Source organism: Sphingomonas sp. PP-CE-1A-559 (assembly GCF_004340965.1).
GTDB lineage: Bacteria > Pseudomonadota > Alphaproteobacteria > Sphingomonadales > Sphingomonadaceae > Sphingomonas.
Window position 1 is genome coordinate 996,751 of sequence record NZ_SLYA01000001.1, and the last position, 17,781, is coordinate 1,014,531.

Consider the following 17,781-nt stretch of genomic DNA (forward strand, 5'->3'; position numbering starts at 1 on the left):
CACTGTTGGACGAGATACCGTACAAGGTCAAGCAACGTGATCGATATTTCGTCCATTCTTGTGGAGGTTGGCGTTCGCCTACGCGAGCAGCGCGAGCTGTTAGGTATGAGCCAAGCTGATTTCGGAGCATTGGCCGACGTCACGAGGGGATCTCAGGCGGAATACGAGCTAGGAAAGCGTCCATTTTCGGCCAGTTACATTATCGCCGTCCAAGCCCGCGGCGTCGATATGAACTACGTGCTGACCGGGAAGCGTTCGATTGAGAGCCTATCCGAGGAGCAAGCACGTCTCCTGCATGCGTTGAATACGATGCCTCCGGAGGATCGCGAAACCGTCCTCCGTGTGGCTTTGTCCTTCACCAATCGAGCGCCACCGGAGGTCAAACTCGCGCTGCCTAGTACCGCTGCGCTTGAGGAAGCGCTTGGCGTATTTCTAGATCAGTCGGCCGACCTAACGGGGGACGAACTCGTTCGTGAGCTTGCCATGAGCATGCCCACAATTCTTCACGGCGCCGCAGATGCAGTCGTCGCGTTTCGGTCGGGTCGAGTCGATACGCCTCCCTCGCCAATTGAAGAACTCGGTGACGATCGTCGCGCAGTCCAGCCAAAACAGCGCACTTGATGCTGCAGCTACTGCAATTTTCGCGGCATCCTGGCGTACTTCGAAGAAGTGGTTCGGTCATTGTTTTCTGGCTCCCGTGCCGGCTACGGCACAGCAGTTATTCGTACACCTCCCACCAAAACGTGGTCAGTATCGCGAGTTTAACAGGAAGATTGATCCATTTTGGAAGTCGATCTTTGTCGGCTGCCAAGTCTTCGCTGAGCCTGCGTGCCTAGAGGTAAAGTCGGGGTCCATCCCGCAAATATAGGCCAGATACCCGCGTTATTCCGCGGTTTGAAGGCACCCGCGGCGGCGGGGCTATCCACCGAAGCTGCACCGAAAAGGAAAGCAATGCGCTATTCGGCAGCTTCGCTGGTCTCCGTAGCGCTCGCGATCGGTCTGATCAGTCAGTCACTGCGCGCGCAGACGCAGGAGCAGCAGGATCGGATCGATCGAGTCTCCCGCCTAGTCGTTACCGCGCCACTATGCCGCAGCATGGGGATTACGGTCGATCCGGACCTGCCGGCGAAAGTTGCGGCTGGATTGAAGGCTGAGACGGCCGCGTGGGGGATGCCTTCCGGCCGGATCGATCAGCTTGCTGCCGCTTCCGCGGATCGCCAAGGCAAGCTGTTCGCTCAAGACCTGGACACCGAGGCGGCGAATGCAAAGAGCGCTGCTCAGTTGCAGAAGCTCAGCACGATATTGCTGAGCTATGGACGCACGTGTGTCGAAGCAACGAGCGATCCGCTGTTCTCGACGGTGATGCAGAAGCCGGCCGGTTTCGACGTGAAGGCCGCCGCAACTAAGTTCGCGGACAGCATGTTGGAAGACGGCGGTCTCGCCAGCTGGCAAACACCAGCAATCCGGGCACGTGGCGACATGATGATGTCGGCCGGCATTTGCCGAAAGCGCATCGGGAAGGAGCGTTCCGATGCGCTGGTGGCAGAGTTCGGCCGATCTGAAGACATACGAACTCGCGACTATTACCTGAAGTCTTTCGATATTGGGCTCAATGATACGGAGCTTAATTTTACCTCCGCGCAATGCAGTCGGTTGATCGCGCGCAACCGTGCCGAGATCGCAAAGGTGGGAACGAAATGATCGACGACGACGGCGAAATTGTCCTGCAGCTCGGGCTCAAGGATGGTCGGAACGCTGACGCTGCGGTTGCTGCCGAAAGCCTGCTCGCTTGGATTGATCTAGCTCGTGACGCAGCGCGGGCGATCGACCCTTATGCTGATATTCGGGTCGAGCTGATCGCGCGCGAGGAGGGGTCGCTCAAACAGATCCTAAAGTTGATCGACGATCATGCAGCGGTCATCAGCGCAGGCGCCGATCACTTTCCGTATCTGAAGAAGGCGGCAATTGGCCTCGCAATTGCTGTTGCGACGGCGGGCTTATCGACATTCGTGGAGCAGGCTCTCGACACTGACGTGCAGGATGTCGCGTTGAGCCAGACGGATCGTGACCTGCTACGTGGAATGACGGATGCGATCCGCGAAAGCGCCGACGCGTCTCGTTCGGCGATGCGCTTCTATCGTGCGCTCGACCGCGATCCAGCTATTACTAATGTCGTCGTCAAACAGGCCGGCGATCATGGCGCCGCGATCGTAAAGATCGACCGCTCGCAATTCGCCATGCGAGGCGGGCTATATACATCTGAGGCCGCGCCGCCGGCCGAACAGACACGAAGCGAAATTTGGAGTGTCGTGCTGATGCAGGCGCCATTCTACGTCAGCCCGCGACATTGGGGATTTTCTCGCGATGGCGTGCGATTCTCCGCACAAATGGCCGACTTAGAGTTCCTGCAGGCAATCACCGACAAGACCATTCCGATCGGCCTTCAGGAGGGCGTTCGGATGGAGATCAGGGTCGAGTGGAAGGAGCGGGAGCTGGGCAAGGCATGGGAATATGTGCCGGACAGCCGGAAGGTAGTTCAGGTGCTATCGCCGAGGCCCACGGGTCGCATTGCGACCGACGAACCAGAAGAAGATAGCCAAGGCGACGAGGATGCCAGCTGATATGCCCAGCGTCCATTCACGCGAGAGTCGGGCAAAGCCAAAAAATCCAACTATGGTCGCTGCGATCACGACCAGGCCGGTTACCCATTGGCGGGTGCCCTCCGTACGATGATCAATCCGTCCCATACCGTTCCATGCCGTATCCAAGGAGCGCGATCAACGGCGGTGCGACGAGAGGTGCGATGATCCAGAGCGGCGTGCAGTTGGGGTATCGCTGGGGTATATTGCGTCTACTGAACGGTGAAACCGTCGTATTTCAGCAGTGTTTGGGAGGCTGCGGCGGAGGGTCTCTCCGCCGCGATCGTTTTGAGGTACATCGTCCAATAAGCTGCCAACCGATTATCGCTTAAGCGTTTGATCAGCAGCCGCGGAGGGTGTCTTCAGCGCCAAACGAGCACTTCATTAAAACCCAATGCCTAGCTAGCGCGTTGGTCATGGATGGGATTGCTTGGAAGTTCGCGAAAATGACTATAAGCTTCGAGTGGGGCGTTGGGTCCGTAGCAAAATGGATTGGCCTCGAAGCGGAAGCTCGTCTCTACCTTTTCTTTGCCCACGGTATAGCAGGCAATTTCGACTATTAGGTTGATTGGCTGGAGCGGGCTGTCAGATCCCTGTCGGTCCCGATACTGAAGTCCACGGACAAACAACGTGGTTAACAAGCCTTGTGGAAATTCAATTAGGCGTGTTTGTCGCGGACCGCAGAAAGGTCGGTATTCAACCATGCGCCGGTAAAGCGGAAGACCTACACCGCCGGCAAGCGGTGCTCCAAAAATGGCCATCTCAACAGGCTGTTCACTCGCTAGCGAGGGAGACGGGACGATTCGGACTCCTAGATCATTAAAGGATTTACTAAGCTCGAAGCTACCGTTGTTATCTTCCAGCCGAAACTGTACCGAAACGTCGAATGCCGAGGCGTCGCTTTGGTTTGTCAGTTCGAATTCTGGGGCAGAATAAATAGATGGATCATACTGTGTTCGAGACCGATAAAGTGGACCGTTATTCAATCCACCGGGACAAACAAATTTCAAATCGAGAAACTTTCGTTCAATCGTCAATCTTGGTCGTTGCTCGTCCTTTCGCGCCTCTCTCATTTCGCTGACAGTTTCTTGCGTTGCTTTGGCACTAGAAAGACCGGCTGACGCACTTATGCGAGTTGCCTCAGCGCCATCGCGCGTAAACTTCGCGCTATAGGCGGCTGCCACGGCCGCAGCAGTGCTTGCCATTGCCGCTATCGCGCCAATGATGTCCGTAATGCTAAAATTTCCAAGAAAATCGGGGCTTGCACAAAATGCTCCCAAACCGAATGTCGTTACTGTCAAGCCGAGCAGACCTGCGGCAATGTATCCGCCTTTGGCGTTCGCGACCCGGTCGTTAGTAAAGTTATTGCTTCCCATACGTGCTGCTCTAACACCCGGTTCGAAGGTCGTGAACGTTCAGATTGAGCGGTGGCAGTTGGCCACGCGGCGATCCCATTCCGACCATATGGGCAGATCTGACTTGGGTCCGGGGTATCGTCGGGGTACGACGTGGCATGCGCTATCTCAAAACCCGCGTATTATTTCGGGTAACGATCGAGTTCGGCGGAGGGTATCTCCGCCGTGTAGAACGAGCCTAATAGATAATCGTTAAATATGACTGGGGGAACTAGCGTGGTCAACATGACCTTGATTATCGGGGAGGCGAGCAAACCTGCGAATGGCTTAGTGGGGCAGCCTATCTTAATCGCAGCCATAATAACATTCGCGGGCGTTCTTTTGACGGTCGTGGTCGGCACATTCGCTAACTTTCGCCTCGCTAACAAGCGAAACGAATTCGACAAAGACTTAGCTAAACAGCGATTCGAAAACGACAAAAATCTGGCTGAGCAAAATCTTCTCGATGAAAAGACTGCGCGGCAGGAAGCGCGCAGCCGGGAATTAAGCCTTCGTCGTATCGATTTCCAGCGTCAGAACTTGCTGACCCTGCAACAATCCGTACACTCACTTATCAATAAAACTCACCAAATGTGTAGATTGGCCAGTGATGTAGTCGAAAAGAAGCCTAATATCAGCTGGAAAAGCGCAGTTGCCGAGGGCGAGTTAAAAAACGAGATACCGGAGATATTCACTACTGTCGCCCTTTGTGAGGTTAGGTCAGTCAATGAAGAAATCCGTTGTAGAACTGATGGCGTAAGAAAGCTCGTTGATAGCGTTTTGAGCGCCGAAAGCCGAGAGGACGCGTTGAAAAAAGTCGACGATCTGAAGAAATCTTTCGAGCCTTTTCTAATATTTACTGGCGAGGTAATTAGAGAGCTCGATCGAAACTAGTTGGTGTTAAAGATGTACCGCATTGGCGAAGTGATACAGGTGTTCGGCGCTAGTGTGTGCTATTCCTAAGCGTCATCTCAGGCTGGTGCCTTCTACTGTAATCAGTAAGGGGACTGTGTGGAAATTTAAGTTGCGGACGTCGCCCAAATCACATCGAACCGCAGGTTCCGGCAATGGCGCCCGCGCCGGCACCATGGACCGCATCTACGGTGTCAACGCCGACGGGGGCTCGGCTTGAACACCCTGCGAGTACGAAACAGAAAAAGTAGCTGGGGTATCGCCGGGGTACATTACTGGATTGGCAAGCCAAAACGGGAGTATTTCGGATGGTTCGGGAAAACCGTGGCGGAGGGTGTCTCCGCCGCAATCGGTCCTAGGAATGTCCGGAATGGGGAGGAAAGCGGACCGTCCGCTTTAATTGCCTAGTTACGCAAAACTGCGATACGTCGACGTGGGCGAGCGTAAAGGCAACTTTGGATAGACGATATATGAGGGAATTTCTTTTTCGAACGGCCGCTCTCATATTAATAATATTGCTTTACATAGTCATTATTGTTGATGGGGATTGGCACAGTAACGATCTTGGCTGGCTAGGGATTTTTCCACTTCTAATGACGCCAGCTATTATTTTGACGTCAATTACTCTTTTTCCAGTAGAGAGGTTTTTGAGAAAGCGCTCGTTATTGGCATCAATTCTCGCGATACCGCTCATTAGCTCCTTTATCGCCGTATCTGCATTTGCTTTAATAGCCGGTGATGTTCGTCATCTTATAGAGGGTGCGAAGATCTACTCACTGATAGGACTTGGCTGGGGCGGATTATGGGCGGTGACTGGAGCGATGTACTTAGGGGGTTTAAAGCTATTCAATAGACTATCGACGAGTAATTCATCTAATTGATCGCTTTTCGATGAGCGGCACCCGCTCAAGGTGACTGAAGGTCCGATTAGCGGCAACCTTCTACGCCACCCAAATGACCGGCATTGGGCGTTTTTGTCCGATCCCGCTTTCTCGCGAGGGATCGGATTCGGGAATGTCCGGGTTGGGAAGGGAAGCGGACGGGCTGCTTTTGGCAAGAATCGAGGGAAGCAGCCATTGGTTGGCAACCTCCTATCACCTACGGTGCGCTTATGACGCTCTACCGCAAAGCATGGCTGTTCACGGGGTGGACGATGCTCGTGTTCGTTACTTCGCCGCTTTGGCTATTCTGGCCGTTCATCCGCTTGGGTCTCATTGGAGCCCTGCCCGGAATGGCGTTGTGGCTAGCCCACGGCGGAGCCTTCCTATGGCTTTTTCGCTGTCCTGAGTGCGGCACATCTCCGTTCACAACGCGGCTTGGCTTCGTCGGAATTAGCCATCCATGGCCGCGCCGGTGCTGTTCGAAATGCGGCAAAGACCTCACGGCGAATTAGGGCTGTTTTGGGAAGGAAAGCGGACTGGCGGCTTTTGGGGGAGGTCGGTAAAAAGCGGACACCATACCAAGTATCGTAGCTCACGCGGAGGCTCGATGTTCACCGTCCATTACAATGCAACGATCTCACCAGATCACGTTCGGCTTACCAACATCGCCACAGGTCAGACCGTCGCCCGCGCAGCTCCCCGACCGTTCTCATCTCAATACCGCATGATCGCTGACCCAGAGGCTGCCGCTTTGTTTCTTGGCAATTTGATACGTGAAGTTGAGGGGCGGAAGCGCTGGCTTCGGTTCTTTCCGACCATCACCGTCACAATTTCCGGCGAGCCTCGAACAAAGCTGGACCAGGAAGAGGTCAAGCACCTTTTCGTGAACCAAGGGTTCGTCCGAGTTCGGGTAGACTGATTCGCCGAACGAGCGGGTTGGGCAGGAAAGCGGTCTGACTGGTTTGGGCACCCAAGTGCGATTAGCCGCCGTTCGAGCGAAGCCAACTCGGTGTCATTGGCCGCACATGATCTATCTTCTTTAGTTGAACACTCGCCCTGCCAAACGTAACGCCAGCCACTTTGCCAATCACATCCGCCTGAAAGAACCGTCGTTCTGGCGGCTCCTCGAAAGGCGGTCCTACGGACGCGGGCAAGGTGAAGCCCTGCGGTAGATCAGCTACAACGCCACCGTCGCACGACATTGGAAACATGCTTGGCCGGGTGTCATAGCCCCCTACAATTAGTACCGTTCCACGGAACGTCGAGCCCTGCTTCAAATCGCTTACTCGCCAACACGATGGCAGGCGCAACTGAGTCGAGCCACATGCTCCGACCATCGCTGCCGCGATGACGGCCAAGCCGATGCGGCAGCAGGTAAAGGATCGTGACGAAACGCTCATTCCGATGATGTGCGCCCCTGAACGAACGTCCGCAATCAGGATGCAGAATTATGGTCAGGAGCGGCGACGTTCGGGCGTGACCGGACCTGAGGCGACGTGGTTCAGTTCCGATCTAATTCGGCCGATCGCTTAGCTTGTTTGGGGTATCGCCGGGGTACATGTCCACATACGAAGGTGGGAAACCTCGCATTTCTGCGGGGCGGGGGCCGTTGCGGCGGAGGGAGTATCCGCCGCATTTGGTGTTATAGTCGACGGCAAGGGAGAGCTGCAAAGTGTCCGGGAACCGAAGAAGACGAGCTGACGCCTTTGAATCTCTCGCGTCGATCTATGGCGGGCGGGTGAGGGAAGCTGATGTTGGGGGAGAGCCCATGGCATCAAGGATCGCAAATTACGGCATCCTTGGCTCGGCGATCTGCCAGGAAGCGAAAGCAGCTGGGCGGCAGATGGTTCTTGAAGTTGGAATGCTCGGTGATTTCGAATTCAACGCGGTTGCCCATAAAATCGATGGCGTCGATCTTATCGGGATGAACGCGGGTGTTTTTCTGCGCCTGGCTTCAATCTTCGAGGCATTACTAGCAACACGTCATGCGTTCCCAGAATTGGGCACAGTTGAGAGCAGATCGAGTGTTCCATGGAGCAAAGAGGCAGCGATATTGGGCCCACCGGGGCCGTCTGGAGCCAAGCTCGACCGCGAGAGCCCCGAAAATTACGCAATTCAGATTTTCGTTATGCTCGGCGAGAGGTTCATCTTCGAGCATGAGGCAACTCATGTAAGGCATGGGCATGTGGACTGGGCACAGTCGCGCTTTGGCGCACAGCCCTTCGATGAATTACGAATGGCTTCCGTCAACCAACTTAGCGGTCTTGATCTGCAGACATTAGAATTCGATGCAGATTGTGGTGGAATTCAAGGGGTGATGGAGTTCATTTACACCATTCCTGGAAAGATGGGTAAAGACGCGCCGCCAGGATGGGCGCATTTCGGAGATATGCGGAATCTGATTAAGGCCACCAGTTTCGCCATCTACACCTGTTGCCAGATATTTGCAGACGCAACCGACGACGATCCTCTGGATGTCATATTGACCCGGTCTCACCCGCCTGCGACCTTCCGCATGCATTGCGTCTCCGGACAGTTATTCACGGTTATTGGCACCCACTTTTACAGCCACATGCATGCGGATTTGTTCAGCGCGGTTCTTGAAGGCATCAGCGAAGCGCACATGGCGTGGCAGGAGGTATTTGGAGGGTCGGAGACCTGGCATGAGCTTCGGACACGCCATGAAGATCGCAACAGGGAGTTGCTCCAAATGCTTCAGGATAATTGGGCGACGCTTTATCCCTCGCTGAACACTCTAAAGCGCTATGGTAATTTGTCTCCACCCGATGGTTTGAACGCATGGCCCAATGTGACTTATCAAGCCCCGCAATAGGGCACTGGTACACAGGAAAAAGTGGACCGGATCGCCAGGTGATCGGACTGTCCGATGATAGCGTGATGTACATCATCAGAGGCTTGCTGACGTTCGCGCCCCTGAAGATGACGGTCGAGGAGTTTAGTACCTGGGCAAACGATCTATAACGTTAGCTATTCGTACGAGATCGCCTCGACAGTGGTGCGGGACGCTCCAGCGCTGCTAGCGCTGAGACGTCATTCTCCCTATCTTCTCCCTGGGGAACGCGGGGGATCAATGGGCGCATATTCAGAGGTGCTACCGGCCAAGACTAGCCGCAAACAGCAAGCGCTAGACTACATTTCCGAATACATCCTTGAGCACGGCCGTAGTCCAGCAATGGGCGAAATCGCGCTTGCTCTCGGCGTGAGTGACACCAGGGCGAAGGCGTTGGTGAAGAAGCTGGCGTTCGAAAAGATGATCGAGCGCGCGGCCGGCGCGCAGCGCGCGATCACCGTGCCCGGGTTGCTCGAGCGCCAGCTGCTCGAACGGATGCGCAGCATGGGCGTCGTCGTGAACGACGATTTCAAGCGCGGCGATCGCGTGCTGCCGTTACCACAAGGTCATCTCCCGCTTGTGGCAATCCTCGAGCATATCCCTGAAGTCGACGCCGGGGATCTCCATGCCACATCAAGCTACTGACGCAGCGTTCTCGCTCGCTCATTCCCTCGAGCGGGAAGGGCAGCGCGTTGCGCACCTGGTCCTCGGTGAGCCACGCCCGAAACCGAAGGGCTCGAACCGGCTAAGGAAGGGCAAGACGCCGACGATCGTCGTTCTCGAGAACGGCATCGAGGAGCGTGTGCAGCTGCGCGAGCGCTGGTCCCACAAGACGAACGGCACCGCCGAGACGCACGAACACGCCGCTGCGCAAGCCAGGCGCGAGGGTTCGCTCGCTCGCTTGGTCGGGACCGGCGCGATCGATGCGCACCAGCTCGCGGCAGCGGATCAGATCGCGGAAGCGTACCATTCCATCACGGCCGAAGTTGCGGTTCGCACTGCGAACTTAGAGCCGCGCAGCTCTGGTGGCGGTCCGCACAGCGCCTCACACGCTCCAATCGCTGCCGTGATCCGAGAGCGCGCATACGCTCGATGGCGTGAGGCGGTCGCTCCACACGGGGCGATGCTGCTGGCAATCATCGTCGACGACATGGCGTTGACGACGGCCGCGCGGGACTGGCGGCTATCCAACCGCCGTGCGCGCTCGATCTTGGTATCGGCGCTGGACAGCTGGAAGCGCTGCTAGGGGTTACCTTTGGGGAACTTCCCACAAGGTCACCTGCCAAAACGGTCACGTAACTCGCAAATTGACCCCGCCACAGTTGTATCCGCATGGCGCCGCTCGCCCCCCCTTGAGCGTGCGTCAGTTGTGAAGGGAGATCTGGCATGCGTCACGATGGTCCCCGATCCGGTGCACGGCCTGCCCAGCCGAACTCGAAACTGGCCGATCAGCTCGAACGCATTACACCGCGGTTCGATGAGCTGACCCAACGAGCGCGGCTGGGCATTGATTCAGCCGACCAATACAACGAGCTCGAGGAGCTGGCGCAGGGCATCGCCCGCGACATCCTCGAGCCGTTCCGGGGCAACGCCGGTCGCGCTGCCCATCCGCCCCTCTATCTCAGTGCCGACGGCACGAAGGCAGGCTGGTAATGGCTATCCCGCGTGAGGCTATTCGGCGTGCTGTCGATGCCGGCCATCCGGACACCGCGCTGATCGGCGTGCCGGTCAGCCTGATGCGCGAGATCCTGAAGTTCCTGCCGGTCGAGACGATCGTCGCCAGCACCGCGCCCGCCGCGGCTGAGGGTACGCCGGCATGACCACCAAGCCGCACCCCGCCGCGATCGACGTCGCCGGCAACCCGTACCTCCGGGACGCCAAAGGCAGCCTGGTCCCGCTCGCCGCAGTGAAGCCGGTCGACCTACTCATGGACGAGACGGTGCGGGAGATCCTTACCGATGCGCGCGAACTGTCCGCCCTCATTGCGGCGTTCAAGGTCCGGACGTTCGAGCGCGTCGGTGCCTTCCAGGCGCTGCTGGCGCAGGAGTACGGTACGACCGTCGGCGGGAAGAAGGGCAACATCACGTTGCTCACCTTCGACGGGCGCGAGCGGGCTCAGGTACAGGTCGCCGACCTTCTCGAGTTCGGGCCCGAGCTTCAGGCCGCCAAGGTCCTGATCGACGAGTGCCTCATGGGTTGGGCAGGCGGCTCGCCGGTCGAGCTGCAAGCGATCGTCAACGGCGTCTTCCAGGTCGATAAGGAAGGCCAGATCAACCGGGCCGAACTGTTCCGCCTGCTCCGCCTCGACTTCGACGACGCGCGCTGGCTGCGAGCGATGGAGGCGATCAAGGACTCGATCCGGGTCATCGGCTCGCGCACGTATGTCCGCTTCTATGACCGGCCAGCGCACGACGCGCCCTGGCACCCGGTCACTATCGATCTGGCCTCCGCGTAAGCATCGTGGGGAAGCTAAAGGCGATCGGTAGCACGCTGACCAGGCTCAAGCCGACTATGGGTTCCCTTGCGCCGGTAGAACGCAACGCCGACGCCGATCGCCGCTTCTTTAAGCCCTGGCGCAAGTGGTACAAGTCGGCTCGCTGGCAGGCCCTGCGGATCACCGTATTCATCCGTGATCTGTACACCTGCCAATGGCCTGGCTGCGGCTTCACGTCGGCCGACACGTCGCGCCTGGTCGCCGACCACTGCGAGCCCCATCGCGGCGACGAACGCCTCTTCTGGTTGCTCGCTAACCTGCAGACGCTTTGCAAGCCTTGCCACGATAGCCGCAAGCAGCGCGCCGAGCGTTCCGCTTTGCGCTAGACGCCTACTAGTTCAACCCGGCCCCCCAGAGCTTTGTAGACCTTGATCAAGGCATCGCTGGTAAGGCTCTGGCAGTTTACAAACCGTGGTGTTCCTCCGGTTGCTATGATCGCTCTACCGATCTTGATTACCCCGTCGCTTGTCTTGCCCGTTGCATCGACTGATTCGAACACGACGCCGGCGTGCAGGGCTTTGATCACCCCATCGCTTGTTGTGGGCATATGTGGCTCCTGATCCTGCTCCTGATCGGCCAGGACGGACGATCTCCTCGATCTTTGCATGGGCAGGGGGGTGGGTCGATCCCTGACGGGATCCGACCCCCTGGACCCCTATGGCTCCCATGCGGAGATTATTTCCTCCTGGACGTTTCCGGGTGCGTACTTTGGGTTGGGGGTGCTGTTCGATGGCAACCCGGAAAACCCATGAAGAGTGGTCGCGTATTCAGAGCGAATACTTGGAAGGCGAAGACTCGATCAGGGAAATAGCTGATCGGCATGAGATTTCCGAAGCGGCTATTCGTAAGCACGCGAAGGCAAAAGGCTGGGAACGGCCGGTGCGCATGCGCAAACCGGTGCGCACTTTGCTTCCGGCGCCGCGGCTGGCGATCGCCGAGCCGCTCGAGGTCCGCGAGCCGGTCGACGCCGGCACGATCGCCGAGAACGCCCGCCAGTTGGCTGCGCGAATGCTCGACGAGCTGGACGCGGTAACGAGCTTCCAGGGCGAACTCGAGGAGTCGATCGAGATTCTCACCGCCAACGACGAGAACGACCAACGGCGTGACGCGATGATGAAGGCGGTCTCGCTGCCGGCGCGGTCGCAGATCCTGAAGAACCTCGCCGCGTCGCTGAAGGTCATAAACGAGACGGCTGCACCTACGAAGGGCAAGAAGGCTCAGGCGCAGGATCGCGCGACGGCCGTCGGTCGCAAATTCGGTGCGATCGGTGCGCCGACCAGGACGATCAATTGATTGATCCGACCTGGTCGACCGCGTGCCTCGACTGGAAGCGACGGATCCGCGATCGGCGTACGCTGATCCCGTTCACGCCCCTGTTTCCCGCCTCGGCCGAGGCGAAGATGGCGGTCTTTACGGCGCTCAAGATCGCCGACCTCGGTATCAATCCCGATACCGACGAGACGTGGACGATCGGCGAGAGCGCAGACGAATGGCTGCTCGATTTCGCAGCCGCGATCTTCGGGGCGTACAACGCCGAGACGGGCGAGCAGCTGATCCGCGAGGGCCTGCTGCTGGTGTCGAAGAAGAACACCAAGTCGACGATCGCGGCCGGCATCATGCTGACCGAATTGATTTGCGGCTGGCGCCCGTCGGACGAGAACCTGATCCTGGCGCCGACGATCGAGGTGGCGGGCAACAGTTTCAAGCCGGCGTGCGACATGATCCGGGCGGACGAGGAGCTGGCGGATCTGCTCCACATCCAGGAGCATGTCCGGCTCATCACCAACCGCGACACCAAGGCGACGCTCAAGGTCGTCGCGGCCGACGCAGCGACGGTGTCGGGCAAGAAGGCCAGCCGGGTGCTCGTCGACGAGCTCTGGCTCTTCGGCAAGAAGGCCAACGCGGACTCGATGCTGCGCGAGGCGGCCGGCGGTCAGGTGTCGCGTCCGGAGGGCTATACGCTCTACCTCACGACGCAATCCGACGAGCCCCCCGCGGGCGTCTTCAAGGAAAAGCTGGCCTACGCTCGCGACGTCCGCGACGGGAAGGTCGTCGACAAAGAGTTTCTGCCGGTCCTGTACGAATTTCCGGAAGAGATGCTTGCCAATGACGAGCATCTCAACCCGGCAAACTTCTACATCACCAACCCGAACCTCGGTCGATCGGTCAGCCAGTCGTGGCTCGAGGCGCAGTTCCGCAAGATCGAGAACGCCGAGGACGGCACGAAGCAGGTCTTCTACGCCAAGCACCTGAACGTCGAGATCGGCGTCGGGCTGCGGCACGATGCCTGGATTGGCGCGGTCTATTGGGCCCAGGCGAAAGCCGCGGTCGAATTGTGGGACGGTTCGCTCGAGCAGTTCCTCGCGCTGGTGGAGGTTGCCGTCGCCGGCATCGATGGCGGCGGTCTCGACGATCTGTTCGGCCTGGCGCTGCTCGGCCGGCTGAAGTCGGATCCGCGCACCTGGCTGATGTGGAACCGGGCTTGGGCACATCTCGACGTGTTCAATCGGCGCAAGGATATCGTCAGCAAGCTCACCGACTTCATGGCGGAGGGCACGCTGATCCGCTGCGAGAATCCGACGCAGGACCTGGTCGAAGTCGCGGATCTCCTCGAGCTGGTGAAAGACGCCGGGCTGTTTCCTGACGAGGCGGCGATCGGGCTAGATCCGCAAGGTGTCGCCGCCCTGGTCGACGAGCTATCCGGCCGTGGTTTTACGGCGGACCAGCTGGTCGCGGTACCGCAGGGCTTTCGCCTTACCGGCGCGATTAAGGGCACCGAGCGCAAGCTCAAGGACGGCACGATGAAGCATGCCGGCCAGCTGCTCATGAACTGGTGCGTCGGTAACGCGAAGGTCGAACCGCGCGGCAGCGCGATCCTGATCACGAAGCAGATGTCGGGCGTGGCGAAGATCGATCCGCTGCTGGCGGGCTTCAATGCCGTGCAGCTGATGACGCGGAACCCGCGCACCAACACCTTCGAATATACGGGGATCTGAGCATGTCGATCAGCGGATATCAGCTGTCGCCACGTGCGGCAGAAGCCGAGGCTCGTCGCCGCGGTACCACGTCAGACGATTCAGCCGCGGTAACCGTACAGGCCAGCGCTGACGGCCTGAACGATACGAGCGGCTTTACGTTCTTCAATCTGCTCGGCGGGTCGCGTGGCGGCTCAATCGGCGAGCAGGCGGCGTTGTCGTCGCCGGCGGTATTGCGCGCGCTCGAGGTCCTCACCGGGCTCTTCGCCATGGCGCCGCTAATTTATTACCGCGAAGAGGACGGCGGCAAGGTTCGGGTCGAAGACGCCCCGCCGGCGATGATGCTCCGGACGCGCACGAACGACGTTCAGAACGCCTTCCTGTTCAAGGAGCTGATGCTCGGCGACCTGATCATGACCGGTAAGTTTGCCGGCTATATCCACCGTGACGGTCTCTATCGCGCCAGCAAGTTGACACGCGTTAATCCGCACGGCGTCTCGCCGGTATCTAGCTGGGACAAGGCCGATGGGCTCGAGGTGTTCTACGATACGCACTTGCCCGACGGCACGTTCGAGCGGCTGACTCGAAACGACCTTTGGTTTATCCCCGGGTTCTCGCGCGACGGCCTGGTCGGCATCGATCGGCTGAAGCTGCTGCAGGACACCCTACAGGCAGCCGCGGCGACGTCAGCGTTTGCCGCGCGCTTCTGGGAGAACAACGCCCAGCCGTCGACGATCCTGACCTCCAAGGCGAAGATGGAGCCGGGTGACAAGACCAAGCTGAAAACGGACTGGCAGAGCCGCTTCTCTGGACCGAAGAACGCCGGCGCGGTCGCGGTGCTCGATCAGGAGATGGACGCCAAGTTCCTCGCGCATGACAACGCGAAGAGCCAGTATGTCGAGGTCCGCGGCTTTTACGTCGTCGAGATCGCGCGCGCCTTCGGTGTGCCCCCGCATATCGTCTTCGAGCTGAGCCGTGCGACCTTCTCCAACATCGAACAGCAAAGCCTTGAGCTGATCCTGTATTCGATGATGGGTCACTTTGAGCGCGTTGCAGCTGCAGCGACGCACCAGTTCGCCGAGCCCGGGCACTTCTTCGAATTCCTGCCTGACGCTCTCCTGAAGGGCGACATCAAGAGCCGGTACGAGGCCTATTCGATCGCGATCGACAAGGGCGTGCTCAATCCGGACGAGGTTCGCAGCCTCGAGAACCGCAACAAGCGACCAGGCGGCGAGAAATACCGCGTCGGGTCGGGCTCGCAGATCGAAGGCGAGCAGCAGCTGGCGCCGGCGCCGGCGCCGTCGCCCGCACCCGAAAAAGACGAGGATCCAGCATGAGCGATCGTATTCTGGCGGCCATCCGGTCCGTGCCCTGGGCGATCATGCCTGGCTATCTCGAGGCGATCGAAGCGATGGCGATGCGCGCCCTCGATCATCCGGCCGTCGCGGCGGTGAAGGACGATGGCCATATCGAGCGCCACCTCGAGGCGGTCGCTCAGATGGGCGAGCGCGTTGCCGGCACACGCTCGGCCGCGATTCGCGACGGCGTCGGTGCACTGCCGATCTTCGGTCCGATCCTGCCGCGCGCCGCGATGATCAGCCCCTCGGGCGGCGGTGCCGTCGCGCTCGATCTGCTCGCGGCTGACTTCCGGGTGCTGCAGGCCGACCCCGCGGTGCGCAAGATCCTGCTCGCCGTCGACAGCCCGGGCGGCGTGACGACCGATATCTCGCAATTCGCGCGCCTGGTCGCGCAGTCGACGAAGCCTGTCGTCGCGCACGTCAGCGGCATGGGCTGCTCTGCTGCCTACTGGATCATTAGCCAGGTGAGCGAGATCTCGATCGACGCGACCGCGATGGTCGGCTCGATCGGCGTGATGATGGGCGGCAGCGTCCAGGAGAACCCTGACCAGGCCGGACGTCGCGACGTCGCGATCGTCAGCAAAAGCGCGCCGAACAAGCGTCCGGATCTGACGACCGAGGACGGCCGCGCGGTCATCCAGGCCATGATCGATTCGATCGAGGACGTGTTCATCGGCGCAGTTGCGCGCGGCCGCGGTGTCACCGAGGCGGTCGTGCGCAGCGATTTCGGTCAGGGCGGCACGCTCGCCGGTGCCTCGGCCGTCAAAGCCCGCATGGCCGACCGCGTCGAAGCGGACGGCCTGGACGGCGCGATCCGACGCCTTGCGACCCGCAACCCCTCCACCCGGCGCACGTCCGCGGAGAACACCCTGAAGCTCGCGCACGCCCGCGCCGGCCTCTAAAACCCTAGGAGACCTACCTATGCGCATCACCGCGCTCAAGACGAGCCTTGCCGGCGTCCTCGCGGCAGCCGAGCTGATCATGACCACCGCGGCCACCGATGGCGATCGCGACCTTTCGGCTGAGGAACAGCTGGAATTCGACGCCAAGATGACCGAGGCGACCGGCCTGCAGACGAAGATCGGCCGTGAAGAGCAGGTCCTGAAGCTGAAGGCATCGACGGCAGCTCCGATCGTCGTCGGCGCACCCGGTGGCACGCCTGCTGGTACCGTGCCGGCAACGCCTGCAGCGCAGCTTCCGGCCGGCACGATGTTCACCCGCATCACCATGTCGCTGGCGGCCTGCAACATGGACCAGCGCGCAGCGGCCGACCACGCCGAGCAGCTTTGGGGGACCGAGACCGGCCAGATCGTCGCCAACCAGGAGCAGTCGACCAACGTCAAGGGCGGCTTCCTGGTCAACCCGGTCTACAGCGCCGACTTCATCGACCTGCTGCGGCCCCGCGTCGTCGTGCGCGCACTCGGCGCGCGCTCGATCCCGATGCCGGACGGCAACCTGACCATGCGCAACAAAACGCAGGGCACGACCGCCGGCTATGTCGGCGAACGCACGCCGGCGCCTGTGACCGACGTGAAGGTCGGCCAGATGTCGATGTCCGCCAAAACGCTGCGCGCTTTGGTACCGATCACGAACCAGCTGATCCGCCGCGCCTCGATCGGTGTGGTCCAGATGGTGCGCGACGATCTCCTCGAGGGCGTTGCTGTCAAGGAAGACGCCGTGTTCATCCGCAGCGCCGGCGACGACGTCACGCCGAAGGGCCTTGCGGCTCTGATGCCTGTCGGCAACAAGATCGCGGTCAGCGCCGAGACCACGCTGAAGACGGTCACGGCGGATCTCGCGAAGCTTCGCCTGAAGGTCATCAATTCGAACGTGCCGATGATCAGCTGTGGCTGGATCATGACGCCGCGCTCGAAGATGTTCCTCGAGACGCTGCGCGACGGCAACGGCAACATCGCCTTCCCGGAAGTGGCATCGGGCAAGCTCTATGGCTACCCGATCGGCATGACGACGTCGGTGCCGGACAACCTCGGCGTAGGCGGCGACGAGTCGGAGATCTACTTCGGCGACTTCTCGCAGCTGCTGATCGGCGACACCGAGGCGGTGACGATCGCCAGCTCGGACACCGCGGCATACGACGACAACGGCGTGATCCGCTCGGCGTTCTCGAACGATGAGACGGTGGTCCGCCTCATCGCCGAGCACGACACCGGTACGCGCTACGCCGTTGCGTTCGCCATGCTCACCGGCGTCACCTGGGCACCCGGCGACGACTGAGCCGGTCCGCGGCCAGCCGGCCGCTGATCAATCGACACCTGC

18 protein-coding genes are annotated in these 17,781 nt (G+C 59.8%); 17 read left to right on the forward strand and 1 reads right to left on the reverse strand.

Translation table 11 applies throughout. From position 1 onward, the window contains the following. The first annotated feature begins 36 nt into the window (after nucleotides 1-36). The 3 genes from C8J42_RS04535 to C8J42_RS04545 all read left to right on the forward strand — a co-directional run bounded on the left by C8J42_RS04535 (nucleotide 37) and on the right by C8J42_RS04545 (nucleotide 2,621). Nucleotides 37-621, forward strand: coding sequence for a helix-turn-helix transcriptional regulator (locus C8J42_RS04535; RefSeq protein WP_133019021.1), 585 nt, complete (start codon nucleotides 37-39; stop codon nucleotides 619-621). A 330-nt stretch (nucleotides 622-951) separates the two neighbouring features. After that, nucleotides 952-1,701: a hypothetical protein gene (locus tag C8J42_RS04540; RefSeq protein ID WP_133019022.1), complete on the forward strand. Its 750-nt coding sequence runs from the start codon at nucleotides 952-954 to the stop codon at nucleotides 1,699-1,701. Next, entirely contained in the window at nucleotides 1,698-2,621 is a 924-nt protein-coding gene (locus C8J42_RS04545; protein ID WP_133019023.1) for a hypothetical protein, read from the forward strand. Before C8J42_RS04540 ends, C8J42_RS04545 begins: the two co-directional genes overlap by 4 nt. Nucleotides 2,622-3,037: 416 nt before the next feature. Here C8J42_RS04545 and C8J42_RS04550 read toward each other — a convergent pair whose 3' ends face one another. Further along, the gene (locus tag C8J42_RS04550; RefSeq protein WP_133019024.1) at nucleotides 3,038-4,015 is read right to left on the reverse strand and encodes a hypothetical protein; all 978 of its coding nucleotides are present in this window, start codon (nucleotides 4,013-4,015) and stop codon (nucleotides 3,038-3,040) included. Between the two features lie 255 nt (nucleotides 4,016-4,270). Here C8J42_RS04550 and C8J42_RS04555 point away from each other — a divergent pair, with 255 nt between their 5' ends. The 14 genes from C8J42_RS04555 to C8J42_RS04615 all read left to right on the forward strand — a co-directional run bounded on the left by C8J42_RS04555 (nucleotide 4,271) and on the right by C8J42_RS04615 (nucleotide 17,739). Beyond that, nucleotides 4,271-4,927 (forward strand): hypothetical protein, encoded by a 657-nt coding sequence (locus C8J42_RS04555; RefSeq protein WP_165895420.1) that lies wholly within the window; start codon nucleotides 4,271-4,273, stop codon nucleotides 4,925-4,927. A gap of 1,359 nt (nucleotides 4,928-6,286) precedes the next feature. Then, entirely contained in the window at nucleotides 6,287-6,745 is a 459-nt protein-coding gene (locus C8J42_RS04560; protein WP_133019026.1) for a hypothetical protein, read from the forward strand. Nucleotides 6,746-7,594: 849 nt separating this feature from the next. After that, nucleotides 7,595-8,659, forward strand: coding sequence for a hypothetical protein (locus C8J42_RS04565; protein ID WP_133019027.1), 1,065 nt, complete (start codon nucleotides 7,595-7,597; stop codon nucleotides 8,657-8,659). A 387-nt stretch (nucleotides 8,660-9,046) separates the two neighbouring features. Further along, nucleotides 9,047-9,322: a hypothetical protein gene (locus C8J42_RS04570; protein WP_165895422.1), complete on the forward strand. Its 276-nt coding sequence runs from the start codon at nucleotides 9,047-9,049 to the stop codon at nucleotides 9,320-9,322. Then, nucleotides 9,303-9,923 (forward strand): hypothetical protein, encoded by a 621-nt coding sequence (locus tag C8J42_RS04575; RefSeq protein WP_133019029.1) that lies wholly within the window; start codon nucleotides 9,303-9,305, stop codon nucleotides 9,921-9,923. Before C8J42_RS04570 ends, C8J42_RS04575 begins: the two co-directional genes overlap by 20 nt. 140 nt (nucleotides 9,924-10,063) lie before the next feature. After that, entirely contained in the window at nucleotides 10,064-10,330 is a 267-nt protein-coding gene (locus tag C8J42_RS04580) for a hypothetical protein (protein WP_133019030.1), read from the forward strand. Continuing rightward, nucleotides 10,330-10,497: a hypothetical protein gene (locus C8J42_RS20020; RefSeq protein ID WP_165895423.1), complete on the forward strand. Its 168-nt coding sequence runs from the start codon at nucleotides 10,330-10,332 to the stop codon at nucleotides 10,495-10,497. Before C8J42_RS04580 ends, C8J42_RS20020 begins: the two co-directional genes overlap by 1 nt. Further along, nucleotides 10,494-11,132 carry a DUF3164 family protein gene (locus tag C8J42_RS04585; protein WP_133019031.1) on the forward strand — a complete coding sequence of 213 codons (639 nt, stop codon included), beginning with the start codon at nucleotides 10,494-10,496 and terminating at the stop codon, nucleotides 11,130-11,132. The genes C8J42_RS20020 and C8J42_RS04585 overlap by 4 nt, the downstream gene beginning before the upstream one ends. 5 nt (nucleotides 11,133-11,137) lie before the next feature. Further along, on the forward strand, nucleotides 11,138-11,497 hold the full coding sequence (locus C8J42_RS04590; RefSeq protein ID WP_243644072.1) for an HNH endonuclease: 360 nt from the start codon (nucleotides 11,138-11,140) through the stop codon (nucleotides 11,495-11,497). A 559-nt stretch (nucleotides 11,498-12,056) separates the two neighbouring features. Next, nucleotides 12,057-12,464: a hypothetical protein gene (locus C8J42_RS04595; RefSeq protein ID WP_243644074.1), complete on the forward strand. Its 408-nt coding sequence runs from the start codon at nucleotides 12,057-12,059 to the stop codon at nucleotides 12,462-12,464. Continuing rightward, nucleotides 12,461-14,167, forward strand: coding sequence for a terminase large subunit (locus C8J42_RS04600; RefSeq protein WP_243644076.1), 1,707 nt, complete (start codon nucleotides 12,461-12,463; stop codon nucleotides 14,165-14,167). The genes C8J42_RS04595 and C8J42_RS04600 overlap by 4 nt, the downstream gene beginning before the upstream one ends. A 2-nt stretch (nucleotides 14,168-14,169) precedes the next feature. Further along, nucleotides 14,170-15,483: a phage portal protein gene (locus C8J42_RS04605; protein WP_133019033.1), complete on the forward strand. Its 1,314-nt coding sequence runs from the start codon at nucleotides 14,170-14,172 to the stop codon at nucleotides 15,481-15,483. Beyond that, nucleotides 15,480-16,406, forward strand: coding sequence for a S49 family peptidase (locus C8J42_RS04610; RefSeq protein WP_133019034.1), 927 nt, complete (start codon nucleotides 15,480-15,482; stop codon nucleotides 16,404-16,406). Before C8J42_RS04605 ends, C8J42_RS04610 begins: the two co-directional genes overlap by 4 nt. 19 nt (nucleotides 16,407-16,425) lie before the next feature. Then, nucleotides 16,426-17,739 carry a phage major capsid protein gene (locus tag C8J42_RS04615; RefSeq protein ID WP_133019035.1) on the forward strand — a complete coding sequence of 438 codons (1,314 nt, stop codon included), beginning with the start codon at nucleotides 16,426-16,428 and terminating at the stop codon, nucleotides 17,737-17,739. Nucleotides 17,740-17,781 lie beyond the last annotated feature (42 nt).

Bases quoted from the DNA above. Each gene is read 5' to 3' on its own strand.
- C8J42_RS04540 (WP_133019022.1), top strand. From the start codon at position 952: ATGCGCTATTCGGCAGCTTCGCTGGTCTCCGTAGCGCTCGCGATCGGT.
- C8J42_RS04545 (WP_133019023.1), top strand. From the start codon at position 1,698: ATGATCGACGACGACGGCGAAATTGTCCTGCAGCTCGGGCTCAAGGAT.
- C8J42_RS04550 (WP_133019024.1), bottom strand. From the start codon at position 4,015: ATGGGAAGCAATAACTTTACTAACGACCGGGTCGCGAACGCCAAAGGC.
- C8J42_RS04560 (WP_133019026.1), top strand. From the start codon at position 6,287: ATGGCCGCGCCGGTGCTGTTCGAAATGCGGCAAAGACCTCACGGCGAA.
- C8J42_RS04565 (WP_133019027.1), top strand. From the start codon at position 7,595: ATGGCATCAAGGATCGCAAATTACGGCATCCTTGGCTCGGCGATCTGC.
- C8J42_RS04575 (WP_133019029.1), top strand. From the start codon at position 9,303: ATGCCACATCAAGCTACTGACGCAGCGTTCTCGCTCGCTCATTCCCTC.
- C8J42_RS04580 (WP_133019030.1), top strand. From the start codon at position 10,064: ATGCGTCACGATGGTCCCCGATCCGGTGCACGGCCTGCCCAGCCGAAC.
- C8J42_RS20020 (WP_165895423.1), top strand. From the start codon at position 10,330: ATGGCTATCCCGCGTGAGGCTATTCGGCGTGCTGTCGATGCCGGCCAT.
- C8J42_RS04585 (WP_133019031.1), top strand. From the start codon at position 10,494: ATGACCACCAAGCCGCACCCCGCCGCGATCGACGTCGCCGGCAACCCG.
- C8J42_RS04595 (WP_243644074.1), top strand. From the start codon at position 12,057: ATGCGCAAACCGGTGCGCACTTTGCTTCCGGCGCCGCGGCTGGCGATC.
- C8J42_RS04605 (WP_133019033.1), top strand. From the start codon at position 14,170: ATGTCGATCAGCGGATATCAGCTGTCGCCACGTGCGGCAGAAGCCGAG.
- C8J42_RS04610 (WP_133019034.1), top strand. From the start codon at position 15,480: ATGAGCGATCGTATTCTGGCGGCCATCCGGTCCGTGCCCTGGGCGATC.
- C8J42_RS04615 (WP_133019035.1), top strand. From the start codon at position 16,426: ATGCGCATCACCGCGCTCAAGACGAGCCTTGCCGGCGTCCTCGCGGCA.